Raw genomic sequence first — 21,405 nt, 5'->3', positions numbered from 1 at the left:
AGTCAAGTTGATATGGGCTAAGAAGCCTTCATTTCAAGGCTTTTAACGTCACTTAGTATCATGCGTTTCAGCTTGTCATAAGCAGTCTCTTTGGCAGCGCTACTGACTGCCGATTCTATAATGTAGAGCGTGTCACCGATTGCTTTTTCGGTGATGCTGATGGTCTTTTCATCCATAGGGATTCCTCCTTTCGAGATGGCGTAACGAATCGTTACTCCCTTTATAGTTTTTTTGACCGGTAGGGGGTGGTCTGATCTCTGTACCTTTTAGACTGGACAACGGGCGTGGGGCAACGCGTAAAAAAACGCAGATTCAAACGGGGTATTAAAGCCACAACCGAGATAAACTGAGCATAATTGCGGCAAATTTGATGTAGATTCAATCTTGAAAAATACATATTCCTATCAGAAAAAGGCACAGCAGATCATTCCACTGTGCCTTCTCCTGGAAGTCTTTTAACCGATGATTTCAGAAATCTGAATTACCTTTACGGACTCTGGTCTGATAAGTTTTCCGTCAAGAAACTCATAGGCCAAGTACCCAAGCTGGTCGAGGGCAGCGAACTTCTCGGTCAGTGTCCGAACGCCGATGGGTCTTCTGCCGATTACCCAGTAATAACTGAAATCTCCGAAAGCGATAGGTTTTGAACCGGACTCAGCATCCGGCATGAACTCGGTCATAATGACCTTCTTACCGAGAATAGTATCATCGCTGTCGCGCCAGAGGTAGTTGCCTGCACTATCCTTAAGAGTACGCAAAGTAAGTGCAGTTACATCGTTCATCAGCCATACTGCATTTTTGCGGTACTCCGGTTTTACTGAGAAGTACAAGCCGATAACATCGTCATAGATAATTTCATCGATAGTCGCAGCAACTTCTGCTCCGCCAGTGGCGTTCAAAATACCTGTGGGCATTTCAGTTCCGTTTCCATTGATGAAGGCATTATCCTCGGCTCTACCGAAGTTCTTGGCAAAGCGTTTGATAAGATAATTCTCAATGTCAAAGCTGGCGTCATGTATGAAGGCTTCATCCATCTTTACCAAAGCAGCCAGCTTCCAACTGTCTACCGTATTAATGGTGAAATCTTCAATACCTTCATAAATGGGGATGGCTTCATTTTCTGCTACCCATTCAGCAAGGTCGTTACTGTCTTTGGCGAAAATACGATAGCCAGAGCCATAAGCCTTTATGACTGTACCAATATTACGGAACAGGCTTGCTTTTTCAAGAGCAGCCATGTACTTGTTGTCCGATGAATTTGGCATTGCATATAGACCGGTTCCAGTGCTGCGGCCTTTTGAAAGTTCATCATAGCTGCTGTCTTTGCCTCTCATGGCATTCCAGAAGTGCTTATCATATTCTGGGGAGCCGGTATAAAGTAATCTTTCTGTGTAAGTGTTCATAAATTGCTCCTCCTTTATTTCTTGTCACAAACAGGGCATCTGTATAAGCCCAGTTCGTTATAACTGAGTGGTCTGCTGATTTGCTTTAGCATACCGTTTTGGCATTCAGGGCAATGGATATCATAGGCAAAGGCCATTTCCATATTGTGATCCTGTTTTGCGTGGAGACGGTAATACTTGTGTAGTTTTCCATGCTCGTCACTTAGGACACAGTCTCTTAAGAATAAATCACACATAGTTTCTGTATATTCATTAGAGAAGTATGAATGTTGCGGGCGAAGGAGAGTTCCTTCCTTGTTCATTTTTGTAAGCGGGTAGTTTCTTGCCATTTTAAATTCCTCCTAAAATTATTGTTGTGGGGTATATCTCTGAAGTGCTTTTACGAATCGTCTTTTTATCTCCTCCCTTCGGATTGCAGTTTTTAGTAGCAGTAGTAGCAGTACTGGTAGCAGAACTTTTTGGAACTGCTACTGCAGAAAAGCTAGGTATATCAAGGTTTGTAGGCTGTTTGGTAGCAGTTGTAGCAGTACAGAGCGTGTTGGTATTCACACTCCGCATAATCTTTGTATTCTTTATTTACTTCTTACAAACATTTTTGAAATTCTGCTGAGAAGTTGAAAGAACTGCTACAACTGCTACCGATAGCACTGAAAGCCTTGTGCTGGGGGCGTTTGGCGTGGTAGCAGTTGTGATTTTTACTGCTACCAGCACTGCTACTACTGCTACCATTTTTATAAGAACTCAGTGCCGTCATAGCCGTATTCCCTTGAAAACTGCTCTTTTGCTTCATTTGTAAGCGAATAATCCTTATAGTAGGTATTTCCGTTTTGCCGGGTAGTGATGGCTGTAAAGTCTGCTCTGAGGTGTGAAGCGAGAGTTTCCCTAAATTCCTTTGCTGTTTTTGCAAAACCGTTATTGTTTTCCCGGCACCAGCCTTGGTAAACCTTGAAGATGCGGCCTGTAGTGCAGTGCTTGTTGATTTTCCTATCTGGCCATTCACACATACACTCCTCAAAGAAAGAGATCACTGTGTTGTTTTCGGCCATGTATTTTTCTCTCGCAAGGCTTACACTGTCCGGCTCGGAGAACATGTAGCCATTGGCGATGACTGTCTGCAGTGCCTTGACAGCCTTATATACGATGCCATCACGCTCGGCATACATTTTGTCGAGGAGCGTTTTGTCCTGCTTATCTTTTGGTATCACGTTATGGCAGCGCACGACCATAATCCGGTCATAGACCCACTTGCCATCATCGCCGCCAAACTTAGGGAGTCTGTTCATGCAAAACCAAAGTAGACCGTTATAGGTGAACTCAAAGGCTTGTTGTCCTTTGAACTCAGCAAAAAGGCTATCCCCACCGATTGTTTTCTTGAAGATTTTCATTTCAACTACGGCGAGAAAGCTCATATCAGAACTGCCGGCAAGGCGCGTATTGTAAATTGCACCGGTGCCAAATCTGGATTCGATTTCCCTCAGATCAATGCCGATAAAGTTTCCTTTACCAAGCAACCGCTCTACAAGGCTCTTTAGCTGAGATTTGCCGGTGTCACCATCCCCTACAAGGAAAAGCGCCTTTTTCATCCGCCATCCCTTGACGTTGGAGATGCATACTCCGATAAACTCTAGAAGTAGTTGCTCGACGGCTTTATCACCGTTGGTGAGAGTGTGCATATATCTGTCAAACACTGGCGTGGGTGTTTCTCTGCCTGTCCAGCTACATGGGATTTGTATTGTGGAGAGGATATCCGGGGAGTGTGGAATAAGGGTGGCATCGCTTTCGGTTATGCGGAGCAAACCATTGCGGAAATTGATTAAATCCTCATTAGCGTTTAGATCATCCTGGCTGACATAATTAAGGTCGGTAGTGACTTGGTTGTATGCCTCAGCCACTTTTCCCATGGATACAAGTTCTTCGTCATAATCGGCAATGTAGCCTTTCATGACACCTTTGAGCATATCCGGGGCATATAGCCGATAATAACCATCTTCATATACATAGATGAGAAGCGCCTGTCTGCCGTTGTCGCGGACGAGGATATAATGCAGTTGCTCTCGCGTCCACTTTGCCAGTAGTGGCGGAAACACGAAGGGTGCTCCTCTTTCATCGAATTTGATGAAATATGGATGATTCATTTTTGATTTATGAAAAATTCCGTGACAGGCTTCGATTCCGATATTGATTGTGGCTTCGCGATAATCATCACGCTCCCACTTGTCGCGGTACAGTGCAGAATCCCGAAATACAGCATCGATAGCATCGGGATCGGGGCCGGTGCGGAAAGCAATAATGGCACAGAGCGCTGCATCCGCTTCTGACTGTGAGTTGTAATCGCTGAAATCGCCCTCGTCATATAGCTTTTTAAATTTCTCTGCATTTTTCTGCTTACGCAGATTGCAGGCGATGTCGAAGTCGGCGCGATCCCCGTCTCGCTTGGCACTGTACTTGGTTTTTTCCTTGCGGCGCATATTTTTATCAAGTGTCGTAAGGACTGCTGCAGTACATTCACGCAGAGGCTTATCCTCAATGATATTGCCGGTATAGGCGGCGAAGCGATTTGTGATGCCACCGATATACAGTTCCAAATCGTTATGTGGATTCTTCATATAGAACTGCCGATCGAGTTTTATTTTTCCGTCTTTGTCAAGGTAAGTAGGGATTTGCGTAAAATCACACTTGCCATATTGATGTATGCCAGTGCCGCTGACTGAGTATTCAGCATAAGAATCATGCCTTGCTAAAATCGTCTGCACAAGCGGATCTGAGAGTACTTTATGGTCGATATCTATGAAGTAATAGCCTTTTGGTATCTTGAAACCGATACCGGCGGCAACGGAATTATGCTCCTTTACTTTTAACGCCTCATTGTATGTGACCCATGTATGAGACCATTTATCATCAGTTCCGGTTGGGCCACCTCCAGCTGCAAAAGGTTTCTTTGTCGGCTTGCCATTTTGATCCGTTGCCCATCTCCACAGCATCCATATATTCATATCCATCAGTTCCTGCATTGCATTTGCCATCTCGTTCACCTCCTCTCCGAAATATTAGTGTTTTCATTATCTGTGAGCCGAGTTTTTGAGCAGCCATTCCTTATAGGCATCAACCGGAATCAAAATCCTCGTACCAATTCGTATGGTGGGGAATCCCGGCGATTTTACAAGTTCGTAGGCTTTTGGTAGGCTAATGCCCATCTGTGCCGACAGCTCCTGCACACTCATGGTGGTTTTTTCCATTTGCTCTTTCCTCCTTATCTTGATATTTGTTTTGGTTTCTACATCCACCGTTCGCTACCGTTCCTAAGGCAGCCACCTGTTCGTGGTCTCCTCGTATCCGATTGCAATAGAGGCGCTCCGGTTTTCACCATCGTGGCGGCAACACTGCAAAAGTATCTCTTGCGGGTGGACTATTCAGATGTCAAAGAGCTCTGAAACAAGGCATTTTGCAATTTGCTCTTGTTTTCAATGCCATTGTATAATAGAATGTAAGCGAAGTATAATTCTCAACGCTTACACATATGATTACATTCAAAGGATGGATATTATGAAACAATTGCCGGTAATAAATCTCAGTTTTGTCGAGATTGGTGGAGTTGGTGAAATGGTTTATAGGGCTGTGAGATTCCCTGAGTATGTCCCGGACTATGACGATGAGGGCGAAATAATCAAGCCTCTTTTCACAGGCGGCCATGCTCCATTAAGCGGAACTGACTATTCCTTGACCGGTCAAGACCTGTTGGTTAGCCTGTGCAACCTTTATGTCAAATTAAATAACCCAGACAGCACTGAATCGATTTCAGATGCCGTCTGGGATTGGTGTAGAAACAATATTCATCCATATGATATTGACCTTCTTTGTGAAATGCTCGAAAGTGAGAAGTTCGCACACGTCACTTTTAGGGATATCATTGAGAGGGATGCTACTTTCAGCATAAAACGTTTTATCAAGGATTTATGTGATCTTGGTACTGTCTTCGAGTTGTATTACATCCTTGATAACTTGAAGTATGAAGGTAATGTTAATAATGCAAGAAATCTATATTATGAAGGCAGGCTTCGTGACAGCCTTGCCTTTTTAGAAAGATATAGTAAATATAAGGACGATAAGGAATACAGGGCCTGTGTTTTAGAAGATTACAATGATCTGATCTTTAAAGTCATTGATATGTTCCCGGATTTCCGAATGAGATTGAAATTAGATAAGAAAACCGAAAAAGTGATGTTCGGCGCAGATGTGCAGTCAGTCTTTGATATATGTTGGTACACCTTTTCAAGAATAGTGGCTGATGTTGCACCACCAGTTGATGAAGACCTTGACTATTTTGAATCGCAAGGCTCGATACTGTCCTGCCTTGCCTGCGGGAAGTATTTTGTAAGGCGATCAAGCCGTCAGTTATATTGCGATAGTTGGGATTGTCAAGCCGAGCGTAATCGTAGGAACAGACGGGCAAGCTATGCTCGAAAGAAGGCGGCTGAAGTAGAAAATAAAGAATAAAAGTAAGACCTCGCTACCCTGCCCAGTGTGAGTACAGTAACGAGGTCTACTTATTTGTGAGGCCTTATTCAAGGGCCTCTCTTATAAAGGCTATGTCTTCTTCTGATAACACTGTAATTACTTTCAAGTGGCTGAAATGCTCCTGCAATTGCTTTTCAAATTCTTCTTTGCGGTTATATGGTCCACTGATTTTAATAAAGTTATTATCCGCGTCCTTGCAGTAAGCTTTGAAGATGGTCTTATCCAATTGTTCGCAGAACTCTTCATAACCTAAATGCCCGGTGACTTTCATAGCTTTGCTTGTATTCTGCAATTCTTCCTGTGTCCAGTCTCTACTCATGCGGCACCTCCTTCATTAGTACATATATTGATCCAAAAGAGGATAATAGCAAGAATAATATTCTGAATATTTCATGAGAACCATTGAAATATTCACATAAGTGTGATATCCTCAATACAGTCTCTTTTAGGAGGGGTGTACTATGGCTGTAAGTTACAAAAGATTGCAACATCTAATGATAGAAAAAAACATATCAAATGCTGAACTAATGCGCCGCGCAAACATATCAGCAAACATAATCACAAAAATAAAAACAGGCCAATATATGGCCTTAGATAAGGTGGAAAGCATCTGCAGGGCTCTGGATTGTACGCCTAATGATATGATGGAATTCATCAAAAATAATAATGAAGGAGCCGATTCTAATGAATAGAACACTTATTAAAAAGTATATTGACAATAATGCGACTAAGGTCGTATCCTCGCTTGATCTTGCTAAAGGCAAAATCACTTATGATGGAATTGTACAATGTCGAGTTATAAATGAAATTAGTGGTGATGAGGAAATGTCTCGTGCATTTCTTTTGACAAAACTTGTAAATGAGCTCGGATATGCTGCAGATCGTATTGAAATTGAGCGTGAATACACAGCAGGACGCCCTCATACTATCACGAGTAGAATTGACATTATTGTGCGTGATTCTAAAGGAGATGCATTTCTGTTTATTGAAGCTAAGAGTCCAGATGAGTATTCAACTATTGACAAGGACGAAACAATTAAAGAACAGTTGTATAAGCTTGCAGGGATGGAAAAAGCAGAAGGCCGCGGTGTTAAATATCTTGTTTTATATACTACCGATGAAATAGGCGGAAAAGTTTTAGATGAATGCATAATAATTGACACTGAAAAATATCCTACATTCGAGGATTGGGAATCAGAACGCAACTACACTAATGAACTACCTATCCGTTATGGCAAAGCGCAACATAAGCCATATGTGAAAGCATCTGATAAGGACCTTGAAACAAATTTTACTGGTGAAATGCTAAATCAGTTGCAAACCGACCTCCACAACGTTTTGTGGGGAGGTGGTGGAACTGATGATAATGAGGTTTTTGCATCTCTCACGAATCTTATACTCGCAAAAATTCAAGATGAGGACACCACCGAGGATGGGGAAATATATAAATTCCAGTCTCTTACCTTTGAAAAAGAAGGAGACGAAGAATTTGAGACAAATGATCAGTTATTTGAGCGAATCAATGAATTATACCGAAATGCACTGAAGTCAAAGTTATACATTCTTGACGAAGCGGAACTTGCAAAATCATATGTCATCGATAGCAAAAAATTTTCTCTTTCCAAGCTAAAATATGCAGTTCAAAAGTTAGAAGGTCTATCCTTTGTCGATGGGAAAAATAGTCTTAGCGGTAAAGATATCCTCGGTGAATTTTTCGAAGGAATTATTCGTAATGGTTTTAAACAGAGCAAGGGGCAATTTTTTACTCATATAAATATTGTTCGTTTTATGTTGTGGGCAATACAAGCAGATAGACTCGCTATTAACCGAATTAAAAATGATAAAGAATTACCTTATATGATAGACCCATCTGCAGGTAGTGGCACGTTCTTAATTGAATATATGAAGTTTATAACTGAAAACATGAAGTATCGTTTTCGCAATGAATTAGGTACGACTAGAGCAGTGAAAGATAAAATCGAATCTGACTGGTTCTATCCTAACCACAGAGAAAATAAATGGGCCCAAACATATATATATGCCTCAGAATCAAATTTCAATCTTGGCACCGCGACCAAGGTAAATATGATTTTGCATGGTGATGGCTCTACCAATATTTTTGTTAAGGATGGTTTATTACCTTTTGCTAAGTACGAAAAGGAAACTGCACCAAATATTATGCATGACAGTGAAGTTGATGAGCTTTACCACGATAAAGCTGTTAATGGAAACTTTGATCTTATATTGACAAATCCTCCGTTCAGTGTTGATTTAGATAACGATACAAAAAAGACAATCAAAAGGAGCTTTATTTTTGGTGGTAAGAAGAACTCAGAAAATCTGTTTATTGAGAGATGGTACCAGTTACTACGTGAAAATGGACGCTTAGCTGCAGTTTTGCCAGAAAGTGTATTTGATACAACAGAAAACAAATATATTCGCCTGTTCCTTTATAAATACTTCAAAATCAAAGCAATTGTTTCTTTGCCACAGCTTGCGTTTGAGCCGTATACTTCAACTAAGACAAGCCTTCTGTTTGCGCAGAAGAAGACCTCTGATGAAGTGTCCGCATGGAATGCAGCATGGAATGCAGCATCAAGCGAGTATTCAAAACTAAAAACCCGCGTTGAAAATTTGATAGCGGTTCATGATGGTACAAAAGAAAAGAAAAAGCTGCCCTCAATTAAAGAAATGACCGCCGATGAAGAAAAAGCCACAATTCGCCGAATGCTGAAAAACTATCTTACTGATAGAGATGATGCTCTCTCTACCAATGAATTGATTGACAAATATCGCATAGAACTAAATGACTTGTGCACATTTGATAAGGACACCGTTGATTCTTTCGGTCATGTAAACACATGGTGGGTATTTAGCGATGTGGCTCCAAAGTTGAACTATGATGTGTTCATGGCTGAGGTTGATAACGTAGGCTACAAACGTACGAAACGTGGCGAGAAAGAAATGCCAAATGAGCTATTTACTATAGAATATGCACCGCTGAAACTGGATGTTGTTGCAATTGAGAAGGATTATAACAAACGGATTGATGATGTGCAGGAAGCTATTGGAAAAGAAGTAGCTAAAAAATCTAAGGAGAAAAAAGCTGATAAGATAGCTCAGATTGAGGATAAAATCAAGGCGTTTGAATCTTCTAAATCTGATATTGAGAAGGAATACGCAGATATTAAAGCATTCATATCCAAATATTATAATAGTGAAACATTGAAAGAGGAGTATATTGAGCGTACCGATGATATCCTCATCGGAGAATTTAAAAATGGCAGACTACAAGCCTATCGCAGTGAGTATGTGGCACTTCATGAAAATACATATATGACCATATTGGATTATATGCGTTATATTGAATGGGAATGAGGTGAAGATTATGCGTGTGAACAATGTAAACTTTGAAAAGCTGAGCCATGAAAGAACGCTGCGAAATGATTACGATTTTCATAGGTATCAAGAAAAGCATGAATGCGCCTACTATACATTTAATGATCTGTTTGAATATCCAGACTCACCGGCTGTATTAGTGGATGATCTTTATGATGATTTTAAATACTGTGAGATTGGCGATGTCGATAAAAATGGTTATGTAGCACCTGTTCATTTAAATTTTAATAACCGTAACCTATTGGATGAAAACTATTATAAAAAAATCGAAAAAGGGGATATTATTTCGGTCGATAGCGGAGATATCCTTATTTCTAAGGTGCGCCCTAATTTGAAGAAGTATGTACTCATCGATGATATTACAAAAGATATTTATTTCACTTCTGCATTTATAAGAATTAAACCAAAAAAAATACCAAATATAATCTACTACTGTTTACGAACTATTTTTTATGAGAACCTCATAGCTGTTTCTCGACAAGGAAAAGGGTATCCGACAATCAATATAGTAGATCTTGGACAACTTAGATTTAATAAAGATATAATAGACCGGCTTTCTTCAAATGAAAGCTACATCGTTCCTAAAATTAAAGATGCAGAAAATACCATTAAGTCACTTTCTACAACAACATTAACAACACAAGAAATAATTGATTCGGTATTTCAACGTGAATTCAGTTTTGATTACGATACTTTTGAAGAACTGAAAACACACAAAAATTACACATCAAGACAATCCTTGTTCTCTAATAATCCAGATTTACGGTTCAGCGTAAAATATCATCGACCTGCTGGTGACTTTGTAATGAAACAGCTTTCTGAAATGACTGATAAGAAAATTAAACATTTCCTTGCAGAACCTATTGTTCTTGGTGCAAGTATTTCTCCAAGTGACTTTGATGAGAACGGTGAAGCATATTATGTATCGATGGCCACAATTAAAACATTAGAAGTGGAATTGGATGAAACACAATTAGTTTCATCGACATATTATGAAGCTCATATAGCTAAAGCTTTACAAAAGGGTGATATTATCGTTGCTCGCTCTGGTGTAGCAATAGGGAAAACGGCAATTGTAAAAGATGATTTTGAGGGCATATTTGCCGATTTTACTATGCGCATACGTTTTGATAATGCAAGGTATAATCCGACATTTGCCTACTATTATCTACGGAGCAAATACTTCCAATATCTTATAGAGGTTTACAAAAAGGGATTGCAGAATCAAAATATCTTTCCAATTGTTATGCAAGAGTTTCCTATTCCCGATATCTTGCTTGGTGAGCAACAACGCATTTTAGATGAGATACAGGATGAAATTTCGAAGCAAGATGAAATTAATAATCAAATAGCTGAACTGAGAAATCAGATTGTTGACATCATAATGGAAACAATCAGCGAATAAATAAAAGACTGCACAAAAGGTTTCATCCTTCGGTGCAGTCTTTTACTTTCGAGTCTCCGCTTGAAGAGAGTCGGTCAAAAATTTACTTGTTTTCGTAAATCCCTAAGTTGAACTCCCTTTAGAGGGAGGTTCTTTGACTTATTCTTTCTCTCATATATTGAATTAATTCTTGCTCGCTTTTACCGGGCAGAGATTTAGAAAAATCATCCAACAGTTTATACAGGCGTTCGCGGCCATTCTCTTCTGCCAGCAACTCCTGAGGGGTTTTTTTATCCAGTTCTCCATGAGGAGTAGACAACCAGCGCTCAGTTTCCCTATCTTTGATTACCGTAAACCACAAACTCATTAATTCCGCCGCCGGGGGCTGCTTGCGGAAACGGTTATTAACCACAGCCCATTCTTTCTCGGGTAAAATATCCACCAGCACTTGCTTAAGCTTATGAATATCCTCCAGTAAATCGGCAGCAAAAAGTACCTTATCCATGCCGACTCCTATTCTGGCATAAGCTCGATTTTCTCCGGAAAGGTGGAACCAGCTATATCCTCCGGTTTGGTGAAGCAAGGTATAGTCTTTATTGTTTGCCAGCTGCTCCAGGAGCAGGGCTCTTTCTTCATCGTTAATACTGCTGCTTTCTATATGATTGAAGCTGAGCAGCACTTTTTTATAAGCGTGGTCGAAAAGCCCATAGAGCATTTCCGCATTAAATTTTAAGAGGCTGGTAAATTTTTCTTCCAATAAACTGCTCAGGTATTCCATATGTTGCTTGAGGAAATCTTTTTCTGCAGATTTGTTTTCCATAACCAGAACCATGCCGGAAAAAACATTTTCTCCCGGGAAATTGACTAATCTCCCCAGGAGTAAAATGGGATTTTCAATATCTGTGTCCCAGGGTTCCTTTAAAAGAACTTTTTGTACTTTATTAAGGAAAATATCTTCAACCTCCAGGTGCATATCCTGGTATCCTTTAACTTCATATACCGATAGATTAGAAAAAGCCAGAGCGGTTAAACAGTCCCGCAAGGGATTTTCCATAAAGCTGCCATGTTCCTTTAAATATTGAAAAGCAAAGGTATCATCGTCATGGGAAGTCAGATCAAACCATAAGCAGTCAGACATAAGGCTTTCATGTTCCGGGGGCAGAATTTTATCTACCGTAAAAGCCAGAAAGTGTTCTTTAATTTCCTTATTGACCTTTTTAATCTGCTGGCCATAAAATTGATCCAGTTTTATTTTTGCCGCCATTATCAATTGGCTATAGCGAGTAAAAGGATCCCCATCAAAATCCAGCAGCTCACTTAAGGCACCGCAGCACTTTTTGTATTTCTTCCCACTACCGCAAAGACAGGGGTCATTTCTACCTGGTTTTGCAACCTTCATCCCTCAAGCCTCCTATTTATTTTTCCTGTTCAGATATTATCGGGTTAAAACGGGCAATAATAGTTTCTCCGCCTTTAACCTTCTGACCCGGAACCACCAGAACTTCGGCTTCCAGGGGTAAGTAAAGCTCGGTACAGGAACCAAAGCGGATAAGGCCGATCCTTTCCCCGGCATTCAAGGTATCGCCTGGATTCACCCAGCAAACAATGCGCCGGGCTATCAATCCGGTTATCTGTACTACCAATATTCTCCCGTATTCGGAAAGCAAACCTACATAGTTTCGGGCATTTTTTTCACCCGCCTCCTTTTTGAAGGCAGGTAAACAAATTCCGCCTTTTCGATTTACCCATTCGATGGTACCAGCTATGGGACAACGATTAACATGGACATTAAATAGATTTAAAAAAATCCTCAGTTGTATGGTTTTAGCCTGTAAATACTGGTCCTCCCAGACGGTATTGATTTCCATAATCCTACCATCAGCCGGGGCTAAAACCAGCTCTTTGTCCTCGTTGATTTTGCGTTCCGGATTGCGGAAAAAATAAAGACAAAAAACAGTGAGGATGCCAGCGGCAATGGCGAACTTATACCAGGAGATCCATAGAAGCAAAAACGTTATAACGGCAAAAAAAATAATAAAAGGCCATCCTTCCCGGGCAATTATATTATTGTGCATTCTTCTCCCTCAATTCTAATGCCATAATCTAGAGACAATTGTAACTCATAAAGGCCATAAATGTTAAGTGAAATTTGCTCTTAAACTTGCACTGGGATACCTGCTTTAAGTAGAATTGAGAAAGAAGTTTAGAGTGATACCACTGCAATGACCCTTTTCCATGCATAAGGGTTGGCATAAATATACAAAGCGAGCGTTGGCGAAGCATGGCTGCAGCACCCTTCGGGTACCCCTTGAGCCGCAGGACAAGCCGCAGGTGTTGCCCATGCGAAGCGCCCTGTCGGGCACAACTGATGCTCCCTGCGGTCGCTATTAAGGACGCTGGAGCGGTATATTTATACAAGCCAATAAGTATTAATTGCTTTTTGCAGTAGAATCAGCAGTGGAAATAAGGAGGTAAATCATGTCGATGGCTGCGAGTTTGCCCAGTGTATATGAACCAGGACAGGTAGAGAACAAATGGTATGAATACTGGAGGGAGAATAATTATTTTGCTCCCCGGCCAGATTTGGAGGGAGAAGCTTTTTCCATTGTTATGCCCCCGCCCAATGTCACCGGGTCCCTGCACCTGGGACATGCCCTGGATAATACTTTGCAGGATATATTAACCCGCTGGCGGAGAATGCAGGGATACAACGCTTTATGGCTGCCCGGAACCGACCATGCCGGGATAGCCACCCAGGCCAGGGTCGAGGAAGCGCTGGCCCGGGAGGGTTTGAATAAGTATGAATTAGGCAGAGAAAAATTTTTGGAAAGGGTCTGGGAATGGAAGCATTTGTATGGCAACCGGATAACCCAGCAGTTGAGTCTTATGGGTTCCTCCTGCGATTGGAGCCGGGAACGCTTCACTATGGATGAAGGTTGTTCCCGGGCGGTGCGCGAGGTTTTCGTAAACCTCTATGAAAAGGGCTTGATTTACCAGGGGGATTACATAATAAACTGGTGTCCCCGTTGTCATACAGCTATTTCTGATATCGAGGTGGAACATGAAGACAGTGATGGTCATCTCTGGCATATAAGATACCCGCTGGAGGGTGAAGAGGAGTTTATAGTAGTAGCCACTACCAGGCCGGAAACCATGCTGGGGGACACTGGGGTGGCCGTACATCCTGATGATGAGAGATACCAGCATCTTATTGGCAAAAAAATCTTGCTCCCCCTAATGAACCGGGTGATACCGGTATTTGCCGATGATTATGTAGATAAAGAATTTGGCACCGGAGCGGTTAAGGTAACCCCGGCCCATGACCCCAATGATTTTGACATGGGTTTGCGGCATGGGGTGGAGCAAATAGCGGTAATAGATAAGTATGGCTTTATGAATGAGAATGCCGGTCCTTACCAGGGCCTGGACCGTTATGCCTGCCGCCGCCAGGTAGTGAAAGATTTAGAGGCTCAGGGTTACCTGCTTAAGGTGGAAGAACACCGGCATGCCGTAGGACATTGCCAGCGCTGTGATACCGTAATCGAACCGCTGGTATCCACCCAGTGGTTTGTAAAGATGAAGCCCCTGGCTGAACCCGCCATTCAAAAGGTGCTGGATGGAGAAATAAAGTTTATTCCGGAGCGTTTTACCCGGATATATATCAATTGGATGGAGAATATCCGGGATTGGTGCATATCCCGGCAGTTGTGGTGGGGACATCGCATACCGGTTTGGTATTGCCAGGAATGTGGAGAGATAATCTGCAGTAAAGAGGACCCGGAACGCTGCCCTAATTGTGAATCAGCGGAATTAAAACAGGATGAGGATGTATTGGATACCTGGTTTAGCAGTGCTCTCTGGCCTTTTTCCACTTTGGGCTGGCCGGATAAGACCCGGGATTTGGACTTCTTTTATCCCACTACTGTCCTGGTAACCGGCCGCGATATCATCTTTTTTTGGGTGGCGCGCATGATTTTCTCCGGAATTGAACACACGGGAGAAGTTCCTTTCTATGATGTAAATATTCATGGACTTATTCTGGATGCCCAGGGCCGGAAAATGAGCAAGTCTTTGAATAACGGCATAGACCCTATTGAAGTGATCGAAAAGTTTGGCGCCGATACCCTGAGGTTTTCCCTTATTACGGGTGTAACTCCGGGGAATGATGTTCGTTTTCATTGGGATAAAGTAGAGAATACGCGTAATTTTGCCAATAAAATGTGGAATGCCTCTCGTTTTGTGCTTATGAATATGGAGGGATTTGAAGCCGTAAAGCCGGGCCTGGAGGAGTTAAGCCTGGCAGATCGCTGGATTTTATCCCGTTTGCAGCTGACCATTGCGGAAGTAACCAGCTTATTGGATAAATATGACCTGGGGGAAGCGGCCCGCAGGCTCTATGAGTTTATCTGGGATGAGTTCTGCGACTGGTACATTGAACTGGCCAAACCCCGGCTGGTAAACCAGGCTAATCCCCGGGAAAGATTGGTAGTACAAAATGTCTTGCGGGATGTTCTGGTCGATATATTGCGTCTCCTGCATCCTTTTATGCCTTTTATCACTGAAGAGATATATCAATTTCTGCCTGCTCATTCCGCTACTATTATGCTGGATCCCTGGCCGGAGTATAAGGAGGAGTTGATTTGGCTGGCAGAGCTGGGGCAGATGCAGCAGTTGATGCAGGCTATTCGAGCCCTGCGCAATATTCGCTCTGAATTCAATATAAACCCCTCTATTCTTATTAAGGCAATAATGGTAGTGCCTGATGAAGTAAGAAGGCAAGTCTTTATAGATAATCAGGCCATAATCAAGCAAATGGCCCGTTTGGAGCAGTTAGAGCTGCTGTACGAACTGGAGAAGAAACCGGAACAGGCGGTTTCGGCCCTGCTTTCGCTGGCCGAAATCTATGTGCCTTTAGAAGGCATAATCGATGTGGAAAAAGAAATCCAGCGCCTGCAAAAAGAATTAAAGATGGTCGAAAACGATCTTCAGAAAGCGGAAAATAAACTTAAAAATGAGAAGTTCCTGTCCAAAGCTCCCCCCGAGGTTATTGAGAAGGAGAGAAGTAAAGCTGGAGAGGCGATAAACAGAAAAGAGGGGATTTTACAACGCTTGCATCTTTTGAAGAAATAGTAGGTCAACAACTTGAAGAAATGGCCAGCTCGGGTATTAAACCCGGTCTAAGCAGAATTGAAGCCTTACTTCGGGAGATGGGACAGCCGGAGAAGGGTCTAAAAACAGTCCATATTGCCGGAACCAATGGCAAAGGGTCTACGGCATTTATGCTATCGGCAGTTTTAAGTCAAGCCGGCTATCGCGTGGGGCGTTTTATTTCGCCCCATATTCATTCCTACCGGGAAAGGTTTACTATAAATGATGCTTTCATCGAGGAAAAAGAATTTTTATCCTATCTGGCGCAGGTTAAAAAGCATATTAAAAACTTGAGCGAGCGACCTACGGAATTTGAAATACTAACCGCTATAGCTTTAGAATATTTTCGCGATAAACAGGTGGAACTGGGCATATTTGAAGTTGGCATGGGTGGTATTTATGATTCCACCAATGTTATTGAGCCGGTGGCTTCGGTTATTACCGGAATCGATTATGACCATACTCAATATTTAGGGGCATCCCTGGAAGAAATCGCGAGGAACAAAGCGGGTATAATAAAGAAAAAGGTGCCGCTGGTTATGGGGCCGGTTAATTCTCCGGCCCGGCAGGTGATTGCAGCAAGGGCCAGGGAGCTGGAATCTCCGCTCTATCCCAGTTCGCTGGCGGAAGTTGTTCGTGAGTCCCAGCCCAGTCTGGAAGGGCAGTTACTCAAGCTTGCTTTCTCCGGGCAAATCATGGATAAGGTCTTTTTTCCCTCTCCGGCCCTTTACCAGTTGGAAAACCTGGCGGTGGCTTTTACTGCTCTGCAGGTATTGAGAATGGCTGGGTTCTTGTGGACTGAGCGGGATATGAAAGCGGCCCTGGCAAAACTAAGAATTCCGGGCAGAATGGAAATAGTAAGGATTAATCCCCCCTTTATTCTGGATGCAGCCCATAATCCCCAGGCGGCCTCAGTATTGGCCTCATCCCTGGAAGAGCTCTTACCCGGAAAGAAAAAAATCCTGATTCTGGGTGTACTTGATGATAAGGATGCACAGAATATACTACAACCTTTGGGCCACAATACCAGGGCTTTAGTTTTAAGCCGGCCGGAAGGCAGCCGGAGCAAAAACTGGAAAAGATTGAAGGATGATTGGCTTTCTCTGTTCCCGGGAGCAGACTTATATGTTGAGGAAGACATTATAAAGGCTATTAAGCTGGGAGAGCGTATACTGAAGCCGGGAGAGCATCTCTTGATTACCGGATCATTCTATCTCTTGGATAAGGCGAGAAAATTCTTAACCAGTGTTTAAGCTATTATTAACAGATTCTTAACACAGGCTTAAAGTTTTTATTTGCTATAATTAAAATAGGATAAGTAGGATCGAGGAGGTATAAAAGTGGTTTTCAAGTTAAAGCCACGGGAAGACAAGTTCTTTGTATTTTTTAATAAACTGGCTGAAGCGGTTTGTGATGCTGCTGATATATTGCTGGAGTTTTCCAAGACAGCTCAGGATGCCCGGGGAAAGCTGGAGTTATTGACCCAGATGGAAGAGCGGGGAGATCAAACCTTGTCTTTACTTATGAAGCAAATCAACAGTTCTTTCATCGCTCCTTTTGATCGAGAGGATATTCTCATGCTGGCCCGAGAATTGAATAATATTTTAGATCATATCCAGGGTTCCATGGAAAAGTTCGTTCTCTACAAAGCAAATACCCCCAAAGAACCCGAGTATATAATGAAACTTATTGCGGTTCTGAATACGGCTACCTGGGAAATTAAAAGCGCAGTGAATAAGCTTCCCGAGCTTAAAACCAGGCATGATGAAATTGTTATTTCTTGCGAAAAAATCAGGTCTTATGAACATGAGGGCGATTACCTGTACCGGGCAGGTATTGCCCTTCTTTTTGAAAAAACGGAGAATGTGGTTGAAATAATTAAATGGAAAGAGATTTATGAACACCTGGAAACCACATTGGATTATTGTGAAAACGTCAGCAACATAATTAAAGGAATAACGGTAAAATATGTTTAGTTTAGTAATGATTATTTTGGTCGTCTTATTGGCACTCCTCTTTGACTTCATAAACGGTTTTCATGATACCGCCAACGCCATTGCCACCTCAGTTTCCACCAAAGCTCTGTCACCACGTATGGCCATAATGATTGCCGCCACCCTGAATTTTGCCGGGGCCTTGAGTGGCACCGCGGTTGCGGCCACCATAGGACAGAGCCTGGTAGCTCCAGACCTGGTAACTCCTCTGGTTTTGATTACTGCTTTAATCGGGGCCATATTTTGGAACCTATTTACTTGGTATTTCGGTATTCCCAGCAGTTCTTCCCATGCCCTGATAGGGGGACTGGTGGGAGGAGTGATGGCCGGTTTTGGCATTTATGCCGTCAATTGGCAGGGTTTTGTCAAAATCTTCAGTGGTCTGATTCTGGCACCCATACTGGGTCTCGTAGCGGGAAGTATGGTAATGACTCTATTATTTTGGATATTTAAGAAAGCTTCTCCGGCCAGAACCAATAACAAATTCCGCAAGCTCCAGATGCTTTCCGCCTGCATGGCTTCTTTTGCTCATGGTTCCAATGATGCGCAAAAATCAATGGGAATAATAAGCTTGACTTTGTTAAGCGGAGGGCTGATTAGCAGTTTTCATGTTCCTATCTGGGTTATGGTAGCTTGTGCCCTGGCTATGGCCCTGGGGACTGCAGTGGGAGGCTGGAGGATTATCAGAACCATGGGGGGAAAAATATTTCGCATTGAACCCATAAATGGCTTTGCCGCCGACTTCACTTCCGCAACGGTAATCTATTCCGCCAGTCTACTGGGAGCTCCGGTTAGCACCACCCATGTTGTTTCCTCTGCCATCATGGGAGTTGGAGCAGCCAAACGCTTGAAGGGTGTGCGCTGGAATATTGCCCGCCAAATTCTGATAGCCTGGTTTGTGACCATTCCTTCAGCAGCTTTTGCAGCAATGATTGTTTACAAATTAATCATAATCTTCCTATAATGTTAGCAGCGGTTATACCGAAAAACTGGCAAAATATTCTTCTCAAATTCTATGTCCAGTGAAAAGAGAGGCAAGGCAAGCAGAAAAATTTAAGAAAAGGGGGATGGGGGCTTGAAAGTCTTCAAGATTCCAGAAGCGACAGTTATGAGGCTCTCAATCTACTCCCGCTATCTCAGGCAATTGATCGAGGAAGGCGTGGAAACAGTTTCATCGGGCGAAATCGCTGCTGGTGTAGGCGTTAGTTCGGCCCAGGTGAGAAAGGATCTGGCCTATTTTGGCGAGTTTGGCACCCGTGGGGTAGGATACAAGGTGGAAGACCTTTATGGTTGTTTATTAAAGATTTTAGGACTGGATCGGAGATGGAATATTATTATCATCGGTGCCGGCAAATTGGGTTCGGCCTTTGCCTTATACCAGGGTTTTTTGGATCGGGGATTTACTATAAGCGCGATTATGGATGTGGATGAGAAAATAATCGGCAGCGAACTGGATGGAGTAAAGATTGAGCCTTTGGAATTGCTGCAGCAAAGAGTGACGGAAAAGAATATTACGGTGGGGGTAATTACGGTGCCTGCTCCGGCGGCCCAGGATGTTACCGACCTCCTGGTGGCCTCGGGGGTAAAAGCCATTCTCAATTTTTCGCCGCGGGTACTTAAAGTGCCCAATGATGTTATACTGAGAAATGTAGATCTATCAGTAAACCTGGAGCTTTTAAGTTTTTACCTGGCATTGAATAACAGGTAGGAAGACGGAGGACAGAAGACGGGGGACAGAAGACGGAGGACAGAGGACGGATATCGGAGTACGGAAGGCGGAGGATTGAATGGTGGCCCCCACCCTGCCTCGCTATTAAGGATGTATGCGGCCATGGGGGGTTAGAAAGGATATTCAAAAGGGGATGCTCTATTTCCTGATGGCAGGCAATGGTAGGATTTATCCCCTTTTTTGCTGGCCTTGTTTTTAGCCGGTCCTAATGCTACACTTAAAAAAATATGCGACTGGAGGAAGAAAAGTGGCAAGATCCAGCACCTACCCAGGCTGGCAGATTTTCTTGCTTTTGCTGGTACTGGGAGGAATTATCGGTGGGTGGATAGGAGAAGCCGTAGTAAAGCTATGGCCGAATATGAAGGTGCTGGGGCAGGTTCAGAGCATTGGTCTGCCTGCTTTTTCTTTAGACCTGAATGTATTCAGTTTGCAATTTGGCTTTATGCTTCATGTCAATTTTTTTACCATTTTAGGATTTGTTCTGGCCTATTTGTTATACCGGCGCTTTTGATTTAGGAGGCGGTAATCTGCATAAGGAAATAATATTGGCTTCAGCATCCCCGCGGCGCCAGGACTTGTTGGATGCTCTGGGGATTAAGTATAAAAGTGTTCCCGCCGAGTTGGATGAGCAATTCTTTCCGGGAGAGCTGCCCCGGAAAGCAGCTGAGAGAATTGCTCGCGAGAAAGCAGAAGCGGTAGCCAGGAATTTTGAACATGGATTAATTTTAGCCGCCGATACCATAGTTGTATGCGATGGTAAGGTTTTGGGCAAACCGCAGGATGAAGATGACGCCTTCCTTATGTTAAGCTATCTTAGTGCTAAATCTCATGAAGTAATAACAGCGGTATGTATAAAGGATATTGACCAGGCTGAATCTGAGGTGGAAAGCGAAGTGACCCGGGTTTATTTCCGCAGCTTGTCACCGATGGAGATACGAGCCTATATATGTAGTGGAGAAGCCATGGACAAAGCGGGGGCCTATGGCATACAAGGGCTGGGTTCTGTTTTTGCCGAACGCATAGATGGCTGCTATTTTAATGTGGTAGGGCTTCCGGTCAGCCGGGTATATGGAATGCTGGCCCGGCGTGGCATAAATCTCCTGAGGAATGAGTGAAAGTAGATGAACGAGTATTTCGTAAATCTCAATATAAAGGAAATGCCGGAAATCATGCGTCCCCGGGAGAAGCTTATAGCTCGTGGCGAAGACAAGCTGGATGAAGCCGAACTCCTGGCCATTGTACTCGGGAGCGGCACCAGGGAAATGAATGCGCTGGAACTGGCCCGGCAGCTCCTGGCCCGGCATGGGGGAAGCTTGAGGTTTCTTATGTCAGCCAGTCTGGAGGAACTTACTGCCGAGAAAGGAATCGGGATGGCCAAGGCGGTGAGCATCAAAGCTGCCATAGAAATGGGGAGAAGAGTAGTCGGCAATATTCAGCTAAGAAGGATCATAAAATCTCCCGAAGATGTGCAGGAAGCAGTTAGAGAATTGGCCATGGAAGAAATGCGCCATTATGACCGGGAGCACTTTCGGGTTTTGTATATTGATCGCAAGGGCGGTCTTATTACCATGCAGGATATATCCATCGGGGGACTGCACAGCTCCATTGTACACCCTCGTGAGGTTTTTAAAACAGCAGTAAAAAAGAGTGCTGCTTCCATGATTCTGGTACATAATCATCCCAGCGGGGATCCTACTCCCAGCCAGGAGGATATTGAAATCACCCGCCGTTTGATGGAGGCTGGTAAAATAATGGGAATCGAGATTCTGGATCATGTCATTATTGGGGAAGTAAATTACTGCAGCCTGAAAGCAAGAGGGCTAATCTAGTTAA

At 43.0% G+C, this 21,405-nt stretch carries 20 protein-coding genes; 12 read left to right on the top strand and 8 right to left on the bottom strand.

Annotation, left to right across the window (positions count from 1 at the left end; all coding sequences use genetic code 11):
- Nucleotides 1-17 precede the first annotated feature (17 nt).
- The 5 genes from AWB54_RS15390 to AWB54_RS10470 form a co-directional block, all read right to left on the bottom strand.
- The gene (locus AWB54_RS15390) at nucleotides 18-176 is read right to left on the bottom strand and encodes a transposon-encoded TnpW family protein (RefSeq protein ID WP_082736161.1); all 159 of its coding nucleotides are present in this window, start codon (nucleotides 174-176) and stop codon (nucleotides 18-20) included.
- 279 nt (nucleotides 177-455) lie between these two features.
- Nucleotides 456-1,403 (bottom strand): phage major capsid protein, encoded by a 948-nt coding sequence (locus tag AWB54_RS10485; RefSeq protein ID WP_061214556.1) that lies wholly within the window; start codon nucleotides 1,401-1,403, stop codon nucleotides 456-458.
- A 14-nt stretch (nucleotides 1,404-1,417) separates the two neighbouring features.
- The gene (locus AWB54_RS10480; protein WP_061214555.1) at nucleotides 1,418-1,732 is read right to left on the bottom strand and encodes a hypothetical protein; all 315 of its coding nucleotides are present in this window, start codon (nucleotides 1,730-1,732) and stop codon (nucleotides 1,418-1,420) included.
- Nucleotides 1,733-2,134: 402 nt separating this feature from the next.
- Nucleotides 2,135-4,426 carry a phage/plasmid primase, P4 family gene (locus AWB54_RS10475; protein ID WP_061214554.1) on the bottom strand — a complete coding sequence of 764 codons (2,292 nt, stop codon included), beginning with the start codon at nucleotides 4,424-4,426 and terminating at the stop codon, nucleotides 2,135-2,137.
- A gap of 36 nt (nucleotides 4,427-4,462) precedes the next feature.
- A complete protein-coding gene (locus tag AWB54_RS10470; RefSeq protein ID WP_061214553.1) occupies nucleotides 4,463-4,639 on the bottom strand; it encodes an excisionase family DNA-binding protein in 177 nt (58 codons plus the stop codon).
- A gap of 307 nt (nucleotides 4,640-4,946) precedes the next feature.
- Between AWB54_RS10470 and AWB54_RS10465 the strand changes: the two genes are divergently transcribed.
- Nucleotides 4,947-5,897, top strand: a complete 951-nt coding sequence (locus AWB54_RS10465; RefSeq protein ID WP_061214552.1) for a hypothetical protein — start codon at nucleotides 4,947-4,949, stop codon at nucleotides 5,895-5,897.
- Between the two features lie 64 nt (nucleotides 5,898-5,961).
- On the opposite strand, the gene AWB54_RS10460 is transcribed toward AWB54_RS10465, so the two are convergent.
- On the bottom strand, nucleotides 5,962-6,237 hold the full coding sequence (locus AWB54_RS10460) for a hypothetical protein (RefSeq protein WP_061214551.1): 276 nt from the start codon (nucleotides 6,235-6,237) through the stop codon (nucleotides 5,962-5,964).
- A 142-nt stretch (nucleotides 6,238-6,379) separates the two neighbouring features.
- Between AWB54_RS10460 and AWB54_RS10455 the strand changes: the two genes are divergently transcribed.
- Genes AWB54_RS10455 through AWB54_RS16150 form a run of 3 tightly spaced genes read left to right on the top strand, consistent with a single transcriptional unit; the run spans nucleotide 6,380 to nucleotide 10,722 of the window.
- On the top strand, nucleotides 6,380-6,610 hold the full coding sequence (locus tag AWB54_RS10455; RefSeq protein ID WP_061214550.1) for a helix-turn-helix domain-containing protein: 231 nt from the start codon (nucleotides 6,380-6,382) through the stop codon (nucleotides 6,608-6,610).
- On the top strand, nucleotides 6,603-9,296 hold the full coding sequence (locus AWB54_RS10450) for a restriction endonuclease subunit M (RefSeq protein WP_082736160.1): 2,694 nt from the start codon (nucleotides 6,603-6,605) through the stop codon (nucleotides 9,294-9,296). Before AWB54_RS10455 ends, AWB54_RS10450 begins: the two co-directional genes overlap by 8 nt.
- A 10-nt stretch (nucleotides 9,297-9,306) precedes the next feature.
- Complete coding sequence (locus tag AWB54_RS16150; RefSeq protein ID WP_201785622.1) at nucleotides 9,307-10,722, top strand: restriction endonuclease subunit S domain-containing protein; 1,416 nt, start codon at nucleotides 9,307-9,309, stop codon at nucleotides 10,720-10,722.
- 118 nt (nucleotides 10,723-10,840) lie between these two features.
- Here the strand turns inward: AWB54_RS16150 and AWB54_RS16340 are convergent, their stop codons facing one another.
- Together AWB54_RS16340 and AWB54_RS10430 are read right to left on the bottom strand one after the other, a co-directional pair.
- The gene (locus tag AWB54_RS16340) at nucleotides 10,841-12,100 is read right to left on the bottom strand and encodes a YecA family protein (RefSeq protein ID WP_061214549.1); all 1,260 of its coding nucleotides are present in this window, start codon (nucleotides 12,098-12,100) and stop codon (nucleotides 10,841-10,843) included.
- A gap of 16 nt (nucleotides 12,101-12,116) precedes the next feature.
- Nucleotides 12,117-12,776, bottom strand: a complete 660-nt coding sequence (locus AWB54_RS10430) for a phosphatidylserine decarboxylase family protein (RefSeq protein ID WP_061214548.1) — start codon at nucleotides 12,774-12,776, stop codon at nucleotides 12,117-12,119.
- Between the two features lie 403 nt (nucleotides 12,777-13,179).
- On the opposite strand from AWB54_RS10430, the gene AWB54_RS10425 reads away from it, so the two are divergent.
- The 8 genes from AWB54_RS10425 (at nucleotide 13,180) to radC (ending at nucleotide 21,401) form a co-directional block, all read left to right on the top strand.
- Nucleotides 13,180-15,831, top strand: a complete 2,652-nt coding sequence (locus AWB54_RS10425) for a valine--tRNA ligase (protein WP_061214547.1) — start codon at nucleotides 13,180-13,182, stop codon at nucleotides 15,829-15,831.
- Between the two features lie 20 nt (nucleotides 15,832-15,851).
- Nucleotides 15,852-17,102: a bifunctional folylpolyglutamate synthase/dihydrofolate synthase gene (locus AWB54_RS10420; RefSeq protein ID WP_061214546.1), complete on the top strand. Its 1,251-nt coding sequence runs from the start codon at nucleotides 15,852-15,854 to the stop codon at nucleotides 17,100-17,102.
- An 87-nt stretch (nucleotides 17,103-17,189) separates the two neighbouring features.
- A complete protein-coding gene (locus AWB54_RS10415; protein WP_061214545.1) occupies nucleotides 17,190-17,825 on the top strand; it encodes a DUF47 domain-containing protein in 636 nt (211 codons plus the stop codon).
- A complete protein-coding gene (locus tag AWB54_RS10410; RefSeq protein WP_061214544.1) occupies nucleotides 17,818-18,807 on the top strand; it encodes an inorganic phosphate transporter in 990 nt (329 codons plus the stop codon). The genes AWB54_RS10415 and AWB54_RS10410 overlap by 8 nt, the downstream gene beginning before the upstream one ends.
- A 111-nt stretch (nucleotides 18,808-18,918) precedes the next feature.
- Nucleotides 18,919-19,551 carry a redox-sensing transcriptional repressor Rex gene (locus tag AWB54_RS10405; protein WP_061214543.1) on the top strand — a complete coding sequence of 211 codons (633 nt, stop codon included), beginning with the start codon at nucleotides 18,919-18,921 and terminating at the stop codon, nucleotides 19,549-19,551.
- A 268-nt stretch (nucleotides 19,552-19,819) separates the two neighbouring features.
- On the top strand, nucleotides 19,820-20,083 hold the full coding sequence (locus tag AWB54_RS10400; RefSeq protein ID WP_235811158.1) for a DUF4321 domain-containing protein: 264 nt from the start codon (nucleotides 19,820-19,822) through the stop codon (nucleotides 20,081-20,083).
- Nucleotides 20,084-20,117: 34 nt separating this feature from the next.
- Complete coding sequence (locus AWB54_RS10395; RefSeq protein WP_061214541.1) at nucleotides 20,118-20,687, top strand: Maf family protein; 570 nt, start codon at nucleotides 20,118-20,120, stop codon at nucleotides 20,685-20,687.
- A gap of 6 nt (nucleotides 20,688-20,693) precedes the next feature.
- Entirely contained in the window at nucleotides 20,694-21,401 is a 708-nt protein-coding gene (gene radC / locus AWB54_RS10390) for a RadC family protein (RefSeq protein ID WP_061214540.1), read from the top strand.
- Nucleotides 21,402-21,405 lie beyond the last annotated feature (4 nt).

This window comes from Syntrophomonas wolfei subsp. methylbutyratica, from assembly GCF_001570625.1.
Taxonomy (GTDB): Bacteria; Bacillota; Syntrophomonadia; order Syntrophomonadales; family Syntrophomonadaceae; genus Syntrophomonas; species Syntrophomonas methylbutyratica.
Note: the sequence above shows the minus strand (reverse complement) of the source record. Positions and strands in the feature narration are given on the sequence as shown.

Excerpts from the sequence above, each read along its gene's own strand:
- AWB54_RS10465 (WP_061214552.1), top strand. The coding sequence starts at position 4,947 with ATGAAACAATTGCCGGTAATAAATCTCAGTTTTGTCGAGATTGGTGGA.
- AWB54_RS15390 (WP_082736161.1), bottom strand. The coding sequence starts at position 176 with ATGGATGAAAAGACCATCAGCATCACCGAAAAAGCAATCGGTGACACG.
- AWB54_RS10460 (WP_061214551.1), bottom strand. The coding sequence starts at position 6,237 with ATGAGTAGAGACTGGACACAGGAAGAATTGCAGAATACAAGCAAAGCT.
- AWB54_RS10425 (WP_061214547.1), top strand. The coding sequence starts at position 13,180 with ATGTCGATGGCTGCGAGTTTGCCCAGTGTATATGAACCAGGACAGGTA.
- AWB54_RS10475 (WP_061214554.1), bottom strand. The coding sequence starts at position 4,426 with ATGGCAAATGCAATGCAGGAACTGATGGATATGAATATATGGATGCTG.
- AWB54_RS10450 (WP_082736160.1), top strand. The coding sequence starts at position 6,603 with ATGAATAGAACACTTATTAAAAAGTATATTGACAATAATGCGACTAAG.
- AWB54_RS10430 (WP_061214548.1), bottom strand. The coding sequence starts at position 12,776 with ATGCACAATAATATAATTGCCCGGGAAGGATGGCCTTTTATTATTTTT.
- AWB54_RS10480 (WP_061214555.1), bottom strand. The coding sequence starts at position 1,732 with ATGGCAAGAAACTACCCGCTTACAAAAATGAACAAGGAAGGAACTCTC.
- AWB54_RS10470 (WP_061214553.1), bottom strand. The coding sequence starts at position 4,639 with ATGGAAAAAACCACCATGAGTGTGCAGGAGCTGTCGGCACAGATGGGC.
- radC (WP_061214540.1), top strand. The coding sequence starts at position 20,694 with ATGAACGAGTATTTCGTAAATCTCAATATAAAGGAAATGCCGGAAATC.
- AWB54_RS10455 (WP_061214550.1), top strand. The coding sequence starts at position 6,380 with ATGGCTGTAAGTTACAAAAGATTGCAACATCTAATGATAGAAAAAAAC.
- AWB54_RS16340 (WP_061214549.1), bottom strand. The coding sequence starts at position 12,100 with ATGAAGGTTGCAAAACCAGGTAGAAATGACCCCTGTCTTTGCGGTAGT.
- AWB54_RS10420 (WP_061214546.1), top strand. The coding sequence starts at position 15,852 with ATGGCCAGCTCGGGTATTAAACCCGGTCTAAGCAGAATTGAAGCCTTA.
- AWB54_RS10485 (WP_061214556.1), bottom strand. The coding sequence starts at position 1,403 with ATGAACACTTACACAGAAAGATTACTTTATACCGGCTCCCCAGAATAT.
- AWB54_RS16150 (WP_201785622.1), top strand. The coding sequence starts at position 9,307 with ATGCGTGTGAACAATGTAAACTTTGAAAAGCTGAGCCATGAAAGAACG.
- AWB54_RS10410 (WP_061214544.1), top strand. The coding sequence starts at position 17,818 with ATGTTTAGTTTAGTAATGATTATTTTGGTCGTCTTATTGGCACTCCTC.